Here is a 14,500-nt window from a genome sequence, read left to right as displayed (position 1 = left end):
TCACTTCGTCAACCCCAGCAGCGCGGCGGTGATACCGAAATCCGGTCCGAGATCGGCGACCCGGCCGGTGCGGCAGCCGTCCGCACGCATCTGCAGCCGTTGGCAGATCACGGCGATCTGCTCGCCGGACAGCGCGGTGCCGAGCAGCGCGTGCAACCTGATGTAGCCGTACTGCCGGTTCATCGACCGATCGATGCTCTGCAGCAGCATCGGCGCCACATCGACGATCTCGGTGACGCCGAACGCGTTGGCGCGCAGCTGATCCGTCACCTCGGTCAGCCGGTGCACGGTGTCGATCAGCCTGTCCTGGTACTTGCTCAGCAGCGAGCTGGTGTTCACCAGGAAGCCGTTGATCTGCTCCAGCGTCGCCTGCAGGCCCGGCGCCTGATCGGCGAGCAACCCGGACAGCTGGGTGGTCCGATTGCTGAAATCCCGTACGGATTCGTCGTTTTCGGCGAGCACCGTGGTGAGCTCGTTCAGCTGCACGATGATGGTGGCCACCGCGTCCTTGTTGTCCACGCCGACCTTCAGCGCACCGGACAGCGCGTTCAGCGTGTCCCGCAGCTTCGCACCGTTCCCGTTCAGCATCGGATACAGCACCCGGCCCGACAGCACACCGACCTCGGTGCCCGGCTCCGGCTTCAGCGCCGCGGCGAACTGATCGATGGTTTTGATCAGGGCATCGATCTCGACCGGCGTCCTGGTCCTGGCCGTCGGGAGATGCGTTCCGGCCGCGAGGGTTTCGCCGCCGGTGTACGCGGGTGTCAGCTCGATGTGCCGATCGGTCACCACCGACGGCGAGACGATCGCGGCGACCACGTCGTGCGCGATCTTCACGTTCCGGTCGATCGAGAGGTGCACTTCGGCGAATGTCGGCTTGGGCACCACCTTTTCGACCCGGCCCACCGGCATGCCGAGCACATCGACCTCGTCGCCCTCGAAAACGCCTGCGCCGCTCTCGAAATCGGCGGTGATGCGAATCGTATTGCCCAGCGCGCTGTTCACCGAGCCCGGCACCAGCGAGCAGCCGCCCATGGCGAGTGCGATACACCCGGCCCCGAGTACCCTGACCCACCTGATCATCACCGGCACCCCTCGATCACGTTCGCGAAGCACAGCCAGTTGTCCGGGAACAGCCACGGGAAGGCCACCTCGGCGTAATTGCCGTTGCCCCAGGCATTCGCGAGATAGCGGACCGAGGGCGGCATGATCGACAGCAGCCGGTCCAGGTTCTCCTTGTTCTTCCGCAGGCCCTGGGTCATGGTGTCCAGTTGGTCGATGGTCGGGCCGAGTTGGTCGTCGTTGTCGGCGCCGATATCGCGCAGTTGCCGGGTGAGCGTGGCGATATTGTCCAGCAGCTGCCGCAGCAACCCCTCCCGCTCCATCACCCTGGCGGCGATCGCATCGCCCTGGGTGATCACCAGCAGCACGCTGTTGCGGTTCTCCCCAAGGATTTTCGTCACCCGGTCCAGATCCTGGAGCAGGTTCGCGACCTCGCCGCGCCGCTTGTCGATCACCTCGGCGAGCGCGCCGACGCTGTCCAGCGCCTGCGCGAACAGCTGGGGTGAACTGCCGAACTGCTGGTCGAGCAGGTTCAGCGTGGTCACCAGCTTGCCGGTGTCCAGCGCCGCGAACTTCGGCGTGCCGATCTGCACCACATCGGCGAGGTTGTACGGAACATCGGTGTTGGACAGCGGAATCCGATTTCCCGGCAGGCCGGAGTGGTCGCCGGGACGCAGATCGACGTAACGACGGCCGAGCAGGGTGGCCAGCCGGATCGATGCCTTCGCGTCCGGACCGGGCCGCACGTCACGGCCCACCTGAAGGGTGACCGTCACGAAGCTGCCGTCCAGCCGCAGCCCCGAAACCCGGCCCACCGCAACGCCGGCCACATCCACCTCGTCCCCCACCCGGATCCCAGCCGCCTGCGCGAACTCCGCCTGAATGGATTGCTCACCGGCGCCGAGCATTTGGCAGCCGCGGGGCACCGCGAGCATGAGCGCGAGCAGCACCGCGCCCAGCAGGCCGATCCACAGATTGCGGTTCCCGTCGAATCGGGCGAGGATGCCGGTCACGGACGGCACACCGCCGACTGTGCCGGGCCGCCGATCTGCGAGATCAGGCCGCGCGGGAAAAGCACACCCCACAGCGTGATGTCGACGCGGCACATGTAGGCGTTGGTGTAGGTGCCCTCGTCGGCGAATCGGCCCGCGTCGGCCATGATCGCGGGCAGATCGACCGCCGTCCGGTCCAGTCGCTCACCGTTGGCCAGCAACAGATCCAGCGCATCCCTGGTAGCGCGCTGGGCCTGTCCCAACTGCGGCTGGACCCGGGAAAGCATGGCGACGACCGAGCCGGTGGCCTCGGCGATCCGCGTTGTCGACCGCTGCAATGACTGCCCCTGTTCGTACAGCCCGTTCACCAGCGCCCTGGTCTGGGTCACCAGTGTCTCCAATTCGCTTCCGCGCCTTGCCAATCCGGACATCACACCGGAGAGTTCGGTGATCACGTCACCGAGCAGCGTGTCGCGCTGCCGGAAGTCGGTGGCCAGCGCGGCGGCCTGGGTGATGAACGCGCTCAACGACACTCCGTCACCCTGCAACGCCTGGATCAAGGTCTCCGAGAGGTTGTTCACCTGATCCGGGGACAGCACCTGGAACAGTGGCCGGAAACCGTTGAGCAGCACCGACACCTCGAACGACGGTTCGGTGCGGGTCAGCGGGATCGTGGCGCCGCCGGGCAGCGGCGCCGGATCGCCGTCCTTGCCCGGTTCGAGTGCGATGTAGCGCTGGCCGATCAGATTCTGGTAGCGGACAAGGGCTTTCGTATTGCCGTACAACTTCTTGTCGCGCCGCACCAGAATTCGCACCCGCGCGTGATCGGCGCCGTCGAGCTCGATGCCATCCACCTTCCCGACCCGCACGCCCGCCATGCGCACGTCGTCACCCTCGCGCAGCCCGAGCACATCGGTGAAGGTCGCGGTGTAGGTGTCGGTCGCCCCACGTACCGGCCGCGCCAACGTATTCCAGATCACCGCCGTCACCAGCACCGAGACAACGGCGAACAAACCGAAGCCGATCAGCGGCCGCCGGATGCTCATTTCCCCTCCCCCGGGCTCACTTGCACGGTCCCGCCACGCAGAATCGTTGCCAGCAGGAGGTATTCGGCGGTGTTCGGCCGTCGGCCGAGCAGCGCGATCTGCGCGGCATCACCCGAGAGCGCGATCGTGCCGCCCGGCTGCGCCAGCGCGGCCGGAAACAGGCCCTGCAACGGTGTTCCGGCGAACGGGTCGGGCCCACTGTGCGGCAACGGATTTCCGGGCGCCACAGGTGCGGGCGGCGGTAATCCGGCGGCCGCGTCCAGCCGGTGCGGGCGCATGGATTCGGGCAGGTAGCCGTAATCCGGGACGGCAGGGGCGGTTCCGCAACTCGGACCCGTCAGCGCGCCGTAGCGCGGACAGTCGGCGACGGTATTCGGCTCCCACGGGGTGAAGCTGATGCCCGCGTTCCAAACCTGTTGGTGCTGTGGGCCCCAAGTGAAGGTGGTCTTCAGTCGGCGGGTCGAATCGTTCAGGTTCGCGATGGCCTGTGTCACCGCGTCCGGGTCGGCGGCGAGACCGCCGAAGGTATCGCTGGTGCCCGCCGTAACCTCTTTGCCGACATCGGGATTGCGCGCGAACAGGTCCTGCACCGTGCCCACCGTGCTGGTACTTCCGGTGAGCAACGCCACCAGCTGCCCCCGCCGGTCCGCGATGGTGCGCGCCGATTCGACCGAATTCGCCAGCACGCCGATCAGATCCGGCGCCGACTGATTCAACGCGTGCATGGACGCCGCCAGATCGTCGAGTAGGCCCGGCACGTCGGGCGTCGCGGCGCTCACCTCGCGCAGCCAGCGATCCACCCGCTCCAGCGTCGAGCCGGGCATCCGGCCGCTGCCGTCGAGCGCGTACGAAAGGGTGCCGAGCACCCGGCCGAATTGCATCGGATCGATCTTGTCGAGCACGCCGCGCACCGAGGTGAGGGTGTGTTGCAGCGTGATCGTGCCCGCGCTGCGGTCCTGCGCGATCCGCGAACCCGCGTGCAGGAATTCGCGATCGCCGCCGTTGAATACGAGTTCGACACCGGCCACCGCGAACAGATTGTCGGGCACCACCCGCGCCGTCACATTCGCCGGAATCTTGCCCGCGAATTCCGGATCCAGCTCGATGCGCACCGATTGCTCCGTGCCCACCGCGGCGACCGAAACATCGGTCACCTCGCCGATCCGCATGCCGCGGAATTTGACCGAGGACCCCTGCGGCAGACCGTCGCCGACATTCGTCAGCTGTGCGACCACGGCTATTTTCGATCCGAAAGAGCCGGTGTATCGGCCCATCAGGAAACCGAGCGCGAGCGCGAAAGCCACCAACCCCGCGGCACCCGCGATAAGCAGTTGCCGCGCGGTCGGACCACGCCCGGTCTGATCGATCACCGGCGAGCTGACACAGGATCAGCAAGTGTGACGCAACAGCGCCTGCCGCACCGCAACAAACTCCCCTCTCGACGCCGATGATCAGCCGATTTCGCGAGAATCCTAACCATTCACCGAGCCTCAGCCCGGCCGCCACGCCGTTCCAGCTATCACTCGGTGAATGGCCGCGGACCGCCCGTCCCGCACCGATTCCGAACTGTGCCAGACAGTTATGCGCTACCGTTTCGGTTATGTGCAGCCCGTTTTTCGGCACGTGGTACTCGGCGGGGATGTCCGTGGCGGAGCCCATCTTCCTGCGACCGGTCCGGCGGAAATTGTTGGCCGACGCGCGCGGCCGGGTCCTGTTCATCGGGCTGGGCCCCGGACACGACATCGGCTATCTACCGGTAGAAGTGACCTCGATCGCCGCCGTGGAACCGAACCCGATAATGCGCTCGACCGCGCTGGCGCGGGCGCGCCGCCACGGGATCGCGCTCGAAATCCACGACGCGTACGCGGAGAACCTGCCGTTTCCGGACGCCGAATTCGACACCGTCGTCTTACCGATGGTGCTGTGCAGCGTTCGGGATATGGCGGCGGCGCTGGCGGAAGTGCGGCGCGTATTGCGGCCCGGCGGACAAGTCCTGGTGCTCGAACATGTGCACGCCGGCGACGACGGTCTGCTCAACCGCGCGATCGGTTTCACCCAGGACGCCATGGAACGTCCGTGGATGGCGCTCGCCGACGGCTGCCACCCGAACCGCCGCACCCGAGAAGCGTTGCGCGACGCGGCATTCGACACCTCCGGCCTGCACCGCGTGATCCCCCGCCTGCTGCCGCCGACCCCGATGACCATCCTGCTGGTCGGCCGCGCTCTCCCGATGGCGGCGTGAATCCCGCCCAGAGCGAATGCGGAGGTACGCCTACCACTCGCCCAGCACCGGTTCCATCGCTCCGCGAAATGCCCGCATGCACAGTGCGGTCAACTCGTCTCGGGTGATGGTCCGCGATTCGATCCATTCCACGCACACCGCCCGAACGAAGACCAACCACCCGTGTATCGCCACCGCGGCCAATTCCCGTGCGTGGCTCTGTAACCCGAGTTTGTCGAGAATGCGCTGCCCGACCGTCGTCAATTCCTCCGCGATGATCGCCTGGATCACCGGATCACCGGACAGCGCACCGCGATTCACCGACAACGCCTCGCGGGGATGGTCGACGAAGTATTGGATGTGCGCGTCCAGCCCGGACGCGAAGATCTCCTCGAACGAGCGATCGTCGTCGAGTTCCGTACTGGACAGCAGGCGGTCGCTGGCCCGCCGGAAGACCGCGGCATAGAAGTCGCGCTTGGTCGGAAAATAGTGGTACATCAGGCCGCGGGTGACGCCGGCGCGCTCGGCGACCTCCTCCATCAGCACGTCCTCGTAAGGCATTTCGGCGAAGAGGGCCGCGCCGATATCGAGCAGTTGTCCGCGGCGCTGCTCCGGGCTCATCCGTCGTCGTACCATCCGCAACACGTTACTTGACACGCGTACAACAACGAGTACCTTCGTTATTGCACACACGCACAATAAGAGGATTCGCCATGACCTCCTCCGTCAACCTCCCCACCGTCCCCGGCTACGTGAACTGGCTCGTCCGAAAGACTCTCCGCTCACCGCTGCACCCGATGCTCAGCCGCAGCATCATGCTGCTCACCGTCACCGGCCGGAAAACCGGCGCCCGCTACGTCATTCCGATCCGGTACCTGCGCGAGGGCGATGTCATCACCTGCTACACCGATGGCGGGTGGTGGCGCAACCTGCGCGGCGGCGCCACCGTCGAATTGCGGATCGCCGGGCGGAACTGGAGCGGAAATGCCACGGCGACAAGGGATTCCGCCATCGTCACCGAGGGCCTCGCCCGCTTTCTGCAGGCATTTCCGAGCGATTCGAAATACTACGGCGTCCGCCGCGACGCCGATGGACGCCCGAATGCGGGCGATATCGACGCGGCCGCCGCCCACACCACCCTGGTCCGCATCGAACTCGCGAGCTGAAGGCCGACGACAAATCCATTGCCCGACGGCTTCTTCCATCGCGCTCGATACCGAAGCGCCTACGGCGGAGGAATTCTCACCTCAGCCGCGGCCGGCCGACGCACGTCGATCCGCGACATAACTTATGCCGGTGACGATGTCGGGTTCGATGCGGAATATGCGGGCCTGCGCCCCGGATATTCCAAGTGGTAGTAGACGCCGATAGCGCTCCAATTCCGCGGCGTCGGTGACCGCCTCGGTGAGCCCGGTGACGATCACGCACCAGCCGAGCAGGGTTTCGTGATCGATCATGTCCGCTTCGTACGCCACCACCTGCCGGTCCGCCGAAAAGCCGGTCCCGAGATGCGCTCTGATCACCACGCATCCACCATCGACGATGTGGTTGACCGGCCGGAGGGTGGGCAGGGCGTAGCGCGCGAAGACCACCCGGCCGAACCGAGCGGTCCCGAGCAACCGCAGCGATTCCACGATCGGTAACTCACGCGCCTGCCGCTCATCCTCGACAGCCATGAATAACATTATTCCGCACCACGTTTCGCAAGGACAGCGTCAACCCCGACACAATCTCACCGTCGCGGCAGGCCGCGCGGATGCTCGAAATGCACCGGACCGGGTGGATTTCCGGTCACCGCCTCGATGATTTCCGCGGCCAGCGCGGCGACTTTCACGTTGCGGTGCTGGGATATTCCGCGCAGCCGGTCGAAGGCATCGTCGCGGGAGCAGCGGAATCTGGCCATCATGATGCCGAGGGCCTGATCGATGGTCGATCGCGAGGCCAAGGCGGCGTGCAGTTGCTCGGTCTGTTCCGCCCGGTCGGCCGCCGTCAGCGCCAGCGTCAACAGCACACCGATGTGGTCGGCGGTCAGCTCCGCCGCGTGTCGGGCGGCGGTGCCGAATCCGTTCGGTTCGGTCGCATACAGCACGAGCGCGCCGACCGGCGCGGACTCGATCACCAGCGGTTGGGTGAAAACCGACCGAATTCCCTGTATACGCAACTGCTTCGTATGATCCGGCCACCGCCGTTCGAGATCGAGATCCGGCGCGGAGACCGCGAGCCCGGTGGCGACGGTCTGCCTGGCCGGACCGAGATCACGAATCCGGTTCTCGGCCAATACCGTCCGGCGCAGATCGACGGTCCCGCCGACGAATTCGGCGCCCGCGCGGACAACGATGATGCCCACCATCGGCTTGCCGGGCAGCATTCGCGTCACGATCGCGCCGACCTCGGCCAACGAATCGGTGAGATCCCCGCTCGCCAGCAACAGCCCGGCAAGTCGCGACATTCCGGCGGCCAGTTCATCGGTCATGTCAGCGCCTGCAGTCCCTGGACGATCCGCGAGACATCGGCGCGCACTACCCGGGCGGTCGCTCACTACACGGACGGTCTCCGTGTGACCGCCCCGCCCCGACGTCACACGGCTACACAATACCCGGCCACGGTCGTGTCAATCCCCTTGTGCGCATGGCATTGTCCCGCGCACGGTGGTCAATGGCCGTTGGCGCGCCTGCTCCACAATTCCATCGGTGGCCGTGCGGACGTCAGCGCGAGCATCGATACGCCGGTTTCCCTGATCATCCGATCGAGGCAGTCGAGCAGCTCGACCATGGCCGATCTGGCAGCGCGCAACTCCTCGACACTGACCTGCTCGCCGTCGAAGATCGCCCGCACCTCCTGCAGCCGCAGGCCGATACCGAAGATTTCCCGCACCAGATCGTCGCCGAGTGCGGCGAATGCGGCGGTATCGCCGGACAGTCCGGCCCGGTCGTGGGAATAGGCCAGCGGCCAACGGAATTCCCACGCACGTGCATCACGATTCCACATCGGCTCAGTCACGGAGTTCTCCATCGGCGGTAGCGGATCCGGAGCCGCTCTTCGGGACTCGAGGGAATTATTACGAAATGATACCCGCTCAGATCCGAAATCCCTCGGCTGCCGGGGGTTTCGCGGGTGTAAAAACCGGTGTGGGCACAATGGGCCGATGGAGATCGCCGAGCTGATCGCGGATTTGGTGGCAGCGCACCGTGGCGGGCCCGCCCCGCTGGTGCTGGTCGGAGATCCGGTGCTGCGCCGGGAGGCGCAACCCGTTGCCGGACAGATCGATTCGGCGCTGCTGCGGGAACTGGCCGACATCATGTTCGCGACCATGCGCGCCGCGCCCGGCGTCGGGGTCGCCGCACCGCAGATCGGCATCCCGCTGCGGATGGCGGTACTCGGCGATCCGGCGACCGGTCTCGACCCGGAGGTGGCGGCGGCGCGCAAGCGGCGGCCGCTGCCCGAGTTCACGATCGTCGATCCGAGCTATACCGCCGACGGTGCGCCGGTCGGATTCTATGAGGGCTGCCTGAGCATGCCCGGATTCCAGGCCGTCGTGCGGCGGCCCGAGTCGATCGTGGCGAGCTACACCGATCTCGACGGCATCCGGCACACCGAGCGACTCACCGGCTGGCCCGCGCGCATCTTCCAGCACGAGACCGACCACCTCGCGGGCACCATCTACATCGACAGGGCGCTCACCCGATCTATCACCACAAATGCCGCACTCCAGGAACGATGGGCCCAGCCGACGCCGGCCGCGGCGGCGGAGGCGCTGGGCTTCGACTTGGCGTGACGGATCAGTGCCGGTGCGTATTGTCAGGTTGGTCGGTATCGCCGGGATGTTCGAAACCCGGTGCCATCACCAGCGATTCGCTGCGGCGCAGGTCGAGCCAGCGGGCGAACGCACGCAGCCGCTCGCCGTCGTCGCGGCGGGCGATGCGGGCGGGCCGGTGTGCGATCTCGTCGACTCTGAGGTAGTACCAACGGTTTCCGTCGATCAGCGGGCCGATCACCGTGCCCGGCACCGCGGCACGGGCCGCGGCGGCGAGCACGACGGGTAGGTCGTCGAGCGTGCTCCAACCGAGGCTCGACAGCGACGGCCGGGCCGGTGGCGGATTCCCCGTCCCCATCGCGTAGCGGATCCGCCACCACCGCACCGAATCCGGCGTCTCCACCTCCCGGTCCGCGCCGGGAATCACCGCGAGGAATGCGGCCGCGACCGCCGGATCGGACTGCCACGCGGCGTAATTGATCGATCCGAGCTGCACCGCGCCCACCGCGTCCAGCGGCACCGTCGCGCGCGGCGCCATCGGAACCGCGCGGCGGCACAGCTCTTCGGTGCAGATGACGTGCGCCGTCCAGCGAATCAGCTGCCGGTATTCGCTGGTACCGGTTTTCGGCAGCGCCGCGGCCCGCCGCCCGGCGTGCAGCGCCGCCAGCCGCGCGTCCAGCCGCTCACGCGGCACGGGCGCGCCGTCGATCCAGCCGATGACGGGTGCGTCCTGCCGGATCATGCCGTCACCACGAACGGGATCGCGGGACTGTACTGGATGCGGCCGAACCACATGAGCTTCACCAGGATCCACCAGCGCCCCGGCCGCGCGTCCGGCGGCACCGCGACATCGAAGGTCAGCTCGCCATCCGAATTCGGCGGCACCCGGAACCCTTTACTGCCGGGCCCGACGAATTCCCAAGTACCCCACGGGCTGATCGGCATGGCCTCGCCCTCGATCGGACTGCCTGCGATGCTGCGCACCCGCAGCGCGAGCTCGGCGGCACCACCGGACCGGACGGTGACCGATTCGGTGATCGCGGTGATCTCCAGGCCGAGCGGCCGCGCGGAATCCGCCGCGGTACCGGCGTTCTGGGTGCCCTGGTCGAGTTCGGGCCCGGCAGGCGGCGGCAGCACGGCATCGGTGCCCGCGCCGGGCACCAGCACGGTGAGCACATCCTCGATGGTGTCCGCGCCGACCGCGAGTTGCGCGCGAACGAAATACAGGCCGGGCGCCACCCCACCGGGCGTTGCGATGGTGAGCGGGAACGCGGTGTGCCCGCCCGGCGGCAGCGTGACAGGGCGCGTCGCGGGTTCGGTGACCCAGCCCTGGGGGGCGACGACGGTCAGCAGCGCGTCGACGGCGGTTTCGGTGTATTGGCTGGCAATGGTGATTGTGCTGTCGAGCGGTTCGCCGGTGGCGGTGAACACCGTCGGCCCGGCCGAGATGGTGACCGGCAGGAATCCGAGCGGCGCGGGTCCGCGGTTGTGCAGCCAGTATCGCGAGTACACCGGCTGCGCTGTTTCGGTCTGCCGCCCAAGGGTTTTCCTGGCGCGTTCGGCCGCGTAACTCTTCGGCTCGCCGACGATGGTGGCGATCTGACTCGCGTCGAGCGCGGTGACGATGACGTTGTCCTCGATGCTCAGCACCGCGTCGCGCCCGTCTTGTTCGAGCAGATCGGTATGCCGCGCGGCGATCCAGCCGAAGGCCGAGAAAACCGTTGCGCGGACCGGCAATCCGTTGGTTTCCACCAGCCGCACGGTGAGTCCGGCCGCCGGGTCGAGTTCGGCGGGTGCGCCGTTGGCGCTGGGATTCCCCGCGGGCTTCACGGTTTGGATCTCGACCCGGCGCTCGGGCGTCGCCCGCAGCAGCGCGTAGGTGGGTGGCAGATCCCCCGCATGACCTCCGGACGTGCGGGCGTGCATGGGCGCGGAGAAGGCGTGGCCGTGCGCGACCAGATCGACGGCGCGCCAGTCGCCCGCCCCCGCGACGATGGCGTAGTCGAATTCGTGTGTCCAGTGCTGTAACTGGAAGGCCGAACCGTCCGGCGTGCGGCGGCGGGGCGGGTCCAGCCAGACGCCCGACGGCCAGCCGGTGCAGGACCGCATGAGCGACAGATGCAGCGCGCCGCTCGGGTCGATCGCGAAACCGGGCATGCCGCGGCTGAGCAGCCCGACGGTGTACGCGTCGAGCGGCCGGGTCGCGCCGAATTCGACGGCCGTCACCCGCGCCGCCGTATGCGCGCCGAATTCGATGGCCAGCGCCGCGATCTCGGCGGCCAGCGTGTCGGCGTCCCGGCCCGCGACGATCACCGCTGGCAGCGCGCCGATATCGCGGAGGTCGGCGTTCGGCACCCAAGCCTGCTCCACCGCCCGCTCGGACGGAACGAAAAGCCTTGCGCTGCCAGTAGTCTCGAGCTGGCGCCGCAACTGCGCGGCGTACCGCGGATCGCGCGCGACGAGTTCGGCGGCCAGCGGGTTGGTTTCGGGTCCGCCGAGCACGATTCGCACATCGGGCAGGTTCGAATCCACGTCCAGCCAGCCGTATCTGCTGCCCGCCGCCGTGGACGTGGTCGCGGTGACCCCGATTCCGGCCAGTGCGACCACCAGATCGCGGGCGTCGGCCGCGGCGTCCAGGGTTGGCACCACGATCTCGGCGACGGCGATCGCGGCCCGCCCCAACTCGGCGCCGTCCGGGTCGTGCACGGAAAGGTGTGCGGTGCTGCTGAGTGCGAAGCAGGTGTTGGCCGGATTGTCCAGCGTCCACGGCGCCTGCGCGGAATCCACGTCCGGCAGCGCGAATCCGCGGGCGATCACCGCGCCCGCCACCTCGGACACCGGCCGCGCGCCCGGCACCTCGACGGCGAACTTCACCCGCAGCAGCCGATCGCTCCCGGTGAAGTCGATCACCCTGGTGCGCAGGTCGATTCGCGCCAGCCCGGCCCAAAGGGTGATCACCTGTTCGTATTCGACCTCGCCGACCACACCCGTGACGACGAGCCGCTGCCCCGCGGCGCACCGTTCGACCCGCAGGCTCGACGCGGGCCGCTCCGCCGAACTCACCACCCGCCCGGTCGGCACGAGATGCCATGGCCCCTCGCCGAATTGCGGATGCTGCGGATACTCCTCGTACACCCGCAGCTCATTGCCGAGTCCGCCGTCGCGCAACAGCTCCCGGCCGGAGGCCAGCTCGCGGATGCTGGTCAGGCCGCCGCCGCGGGCGAGATCCGCGCGGACGGCGAAGAATTCGTTGCCGATGGTGTCGGCCTCGACGGATGCCCAACCGGCGCCGGATGTTTCGGCGGGAAGTAAGCGCCAGGTGCGCCAGCCGATGCCGGGCACATCCACCGCGACGAAGGTCGCCGTATCGGCCTCGACGACGAACGGGACATCCGCGCCGGTATCGTCGACGAGCCGGAACGCACCGGGCGGCATGGCGATTCGCACCAGGTCGGTACGGGTGAACGACAGCGTGTTCACCACGACGACGGGCAGACCGCCCCCCGCCGTGTCGATCCGCCCGATGAGCGCCGTGAGCGCGGTATCGCGCACGTCCGCGGCCAGATCGTGCGCCTCCCGCCATCCGGTGACCAGGTCGATGTACACCTGGTCGGATTCCGAACCGGTGATCCCGTCGTGGTGCGCGCCGAAGGCGAGGTGCCGCCAGACCTTGTCCAGCGCGGCCTCCGGATACCGGCCGAGCCCGAGCAGCGCCGCGCAGCTGGCCAGCTTCTCGGCGTCGGTCGCGGCCGTCTCGGCCGCCCGCTGCGCCTGTTTGGTGTCGATATAGGAGACGTCTTTACCGGTGTAGATCGGGTTCATATCGCGCGACTGCGGGCTCGGCCGGACGCCGCGTTCGGCCAGTTCGGCGTGCACGGCCGCGAAGAAATCCTTGGGCAGGCCGCAGATGAACCGCGGCCAAACGTATTTCGCGTTCCAGTCCCGGTGGATCTCGGTCACCCACTTGTTCGGCGGGGTGTAGTCGGTGCCCACCGGCAGCAGGCAATTCCTGGTCGCCGCAACGGGTTTCAGTGCCTGGAACAGCTCGTAGACCTTCTGCTCCGCCTCCGTCAGGGTCGCCGAGGAATCCATCCACCACCCGGCCGAATAGTGGTTCGGCATGTAGTGGGTGAGCACCCCGCGCCCGGACGGCGACAACCATTCGAATTCGGCCGGGAACTGCATGTGGCGAGCGTCCCCGCCGACGCCGTGAATGGTGTTGAGAATCGGCCCCCACTGATGAAACGGCCCACGGGCCCACGAGGTACTGCTCAGCCCGGCCTCGGCGACCAGCCCGGGAAATTGCGGATCGTGACCGAATACGTCGAGCTGCCAGGCGGTTCGCGGCCGCGCGCCCATGATCGAGCGCTGATATCCGATGCCGTACACCAGATTCCGGATGGTGGTCTCGGAGCCGGTGAGGTTGGTGTTGGGCTCGTTATAGGTGCCGCCCATGATCTCGACCCGACCCTGTGCGATCAAATCCCGCAGCACCGAACGATATTCGGGAAAGGTGTCCCAGAACGGCTTGAGATAGTCGACCTCGGCCAAGACGAACGCGTAGTCGGGATCCGAGAGCGCCATAGTGAGATGCGCACGCACCAGGTTGAATCCGTTGTGCTCCCACACCGGCCGCGTCGTGCCGTCGTTGCCCTGGAGCTCCCAGGTCTGGGTGAACGCGGCCTGGGTGTTCCACCACACCGGGTCGTAGTGGAAATGCGAGATCATGAACATGGTCCAGCCCGGTTCGGCCACCGTCACCGCCGTCTCCAGCCGGGCGGTTCCCGCCGTCACCGCCACGGGTAGTTCGGCGCCCGGGCGCGCCTCGATGGTGAGCGGCACGTCGACGACGACCTGCCCGTCCCCGTCCGGAACCGCCGCGCTCCCCCGCACGGACTGCCCGCTCACCTCGATGGTGCACGACCCTGCGCGACGCAGGGTCACCCGTAGCACTTGCCTGGGTTCCGCCTCGGATCCCACGAAGAGGTCGGTCGAGTCGGCGGCGACGATCTGCGCGGTCACCTCTTCAGATTCCCATGCGAAGCGATCTTCTACCGGCGGATGAGAGATGAAGGTGCGGTCATGCGCGCACGACCGGCCATCGGCAGCGTCCCGCCGGACCGGGGCGACGAAACACTTAGCAACTGTTTGCACATTAGTTGCCCAATTATCGGACCTGAAGTTTGATTCGCCCGCCGAAATTCACCTGAGCCCGCTTTTCACCCAGGGAGCCGGACTACTTAAAGTTACGCCGAGCAGACGCCGCCGAGATTAACCCTAAACCTAGGAATCAATACGATTTCTTATTGGGGTGATTTGGATTACACCCACTTGCATGAGGTTTGCTGAAGATTAACGCTTTTAGTCATGGCCCATTTGCTCGTTTTCACGCGTCCATCGAAAGGTCACCTATATCCACTTGTTC

Annotated in this window: 13 protein-coding genes; 3 read left to right on the top strand and 10 right to left on the bottom strand. The window is 67.2% G+C overall.

The features are described 5' to 3' along the window. From F5544_RS17610 to F5544_RS17595, 4 genes are read right to left on the bottom strand one after another with little or no spacing between them, the layout of a single operon-like run. Window positions 1–1,083, bottom strand: a complete 1,083-nt coding sequence (locus tag F5544_RS17610) for an MCE family protein (RefSeq protein ID WP_167474196.1) — start codon at window positions 1,081–1,083, stop codon at window positions 1–3. After that, window positions 1,083–2,084 carry an MCE family protein gene (locus F5544_RS17605; RefSeq protein WP_238847299.1) on the bottom strand — a complete coding sequence of 334 codons (1,002 nt, stop codon included), beginning with the start codon at window positions 2,082–2,084 and terminating at the stop codon, window positions 1,083–1,085. Before F5544_RS17605 ends, F5544_RS17610 begins: the two co-directional genes overlap by 1 nt. Next, complete coding sequence (locus F5544_RS17600) at window positions 2,072–3,100, bottom strand: MCE family protein (RefSeq protein WP_167474195.1); 1,029 nt, start codon at window positions 3,098–3,100, stop codon at window positions 2,072–2,074. The genes F5544_RS17605 and F5544_RS17600 overlap by 13 nt, the downstream gene beginning before the upstream one ends. Continuing rightward, entirely contained in the window at window positions 3,097–4,470 is a 1,374-nt protein-coding gene (locus F5544_RS17595) for an MCE family protein (protein WP_167474194.1), read from the bottom strand. The genes F5544_RS17600 and F5544_RS17595 overlap by 4 nt, the downstream gene beginning before the upstream one ends. A gap of 269 nt (window positions 4,471–4,739) precedes the next feature. Here F5544_RS17595 and F5544_RS17590 point away from each other — a divergent pair, with 269 nt between their 5' ends. Then, window positions 4,740–5,342: a methyltransferase domain-containing protein gene (locus F5544_RS17590; RefSeq protein ID WP_167474193.1), complete on the top strand. Its 603-nt coding sequence runs from the start codon at window positions 4,740–4,742 to the stop codon at window positions 5,340–5,342. 30 nt (window positions 5,343–5,372) lie between these two features. Here the strand turns inward: F5544_RS17590 and F5544_RS17585 are convergent, their stop codons facing one another. After that, the gene (locus F5544_RS17585) at window positions 5,373–5,957 is read right to left on the bottom strand and encodes a TetR/AcrR family transcriptional regulator (RefSeq protein WP_342760420.1); all 585 of its coding nucleotides are present in this window, start codon (window positions 5,955–5,957) and stop codon (window positions 5,373–5,375) included. 77 nt (window positions 5,958–6,034) lie between these two features. Between F5544_RS17585 and F5544_RS17580 the strand changes: the two genes are divergently transcribed. After that, on the top strand, window positions 6,035–6,487 hold the full coding sequence (locus F5544_RS17580) for a nitroreductase/quinone reductase family protein (protein WP_167474192.1): 453 nt from the start codon (window positions 6,035–6,037) through the stop codon (window positions 6,485–6,487). An 81-nt stretch (window positions 6,488–6,568) separates the two neighbouring features. Here the strand turns inward: F5544_RS17580 and F5544_RS17575 are convergent, their stop codons facing one another. From F5544_RS17575 to F5544_RS17565, 3 genes are all read right to left on the bottom strand, one after another. Then, on the bottom strand, window positions 6,569–6,997 hold the full coding sequence (locus tag F5544_RS17575) for a pyridoxamine 5'-phosphate oxidase family protein (protein WP_203217579.1): 429 nt from the start codon (window positions 6,995–6,997) through the stop codon (window positions 6,569–6,571). Window positions 6,998–7,053: 56 nt separating this feature from the next. Continuing rightward, entirely contained in the window at window positions 7,054–7,794 is a 741-nt protein-coding gene (locus F5544_RS17570; protein ID WP_167474190.1) for a GAF and ANTAR domain-containing protein, read from the bottom strand. 179 nt (window positions 7,795–7,973) lie between these two features. Beyond that, window positions 7,974–8,321 (bottom strand): hypothetical protein, encoded by a 348-nt coding sequence (locus F5544_RS17565; RefSeq protein ID WP_167474189.1) that lies wholly within the window; start codon window positions 8,319–8,321, stop codon window positions 7,974–7,976. 145 nt (window positions 8,322–8,466) lie between these two features. Here F5544_RS17565 and F5544_RS17560 point away from each other — a divergent pair, with 145 nt between their 5' ends. Continuing rightward, the gene (locus F5544_RS17560) at window positions 8,467–9,096 is read left to right on the top strand and encodes a peptide deformylase (protein WP_167474188.1); all 630 of its coding nucleotides are present in this window, start codon (window positions 8,467–8,469) and stop codon (window positions 9,094–9,096) included. A gap of 4 nt (window positions 9,097–9,100) precedes the next feature. On the opposite strand, the gene F5544_RS17555 is transcribed toward F5544_RS17560, so the two are convergent. Together F5544_RS17555 and F5544_RS17550 are read right to left on the bottom strand one after the other, a co-directional pair. Next, entirely contained in the window at window positions 9,101–9,817 is a 717-nt protein-coding gene (locus F5544_RS17555) for a DUF7158 domain-containing protein (protein WP_167474187.1), read from the bottom strand. After that, window positions 9,814–14,097: a glycoside hydrolase family 38 C-terminal domain-containing protein gene (locus tag F5544_RS17550; protein ID WP_167474186.1), complete on the bottom strand. Its 4,284-nt coding sequence runs from the start codon at window positions 14,095–14,097 to the stop codon at window positions 9,814–9,816. Before F5544_RS17550 ends, F5544_RS17555 begins: the two co-directional genes overlap by 4 nt. Window positions 14,098–14,500 lie beyond the last annotated feature (403 nt).

It is taken from the genome of Nocardia arthritidis, assembly GCF_011801145.1.
Classification (GTDB): domain Bacteria; phylum Actinomycetota; class Actinomycetes; order Mycobacteriales; family Mycobacteriaceae; genus Nocardia; species Nocardia arthritidis_A.
The sequence above is the reverse complement of the archived record's forward strand: the minus strand, read 5'-3'. Positions and strand labels throughout refer to the sequence as shown.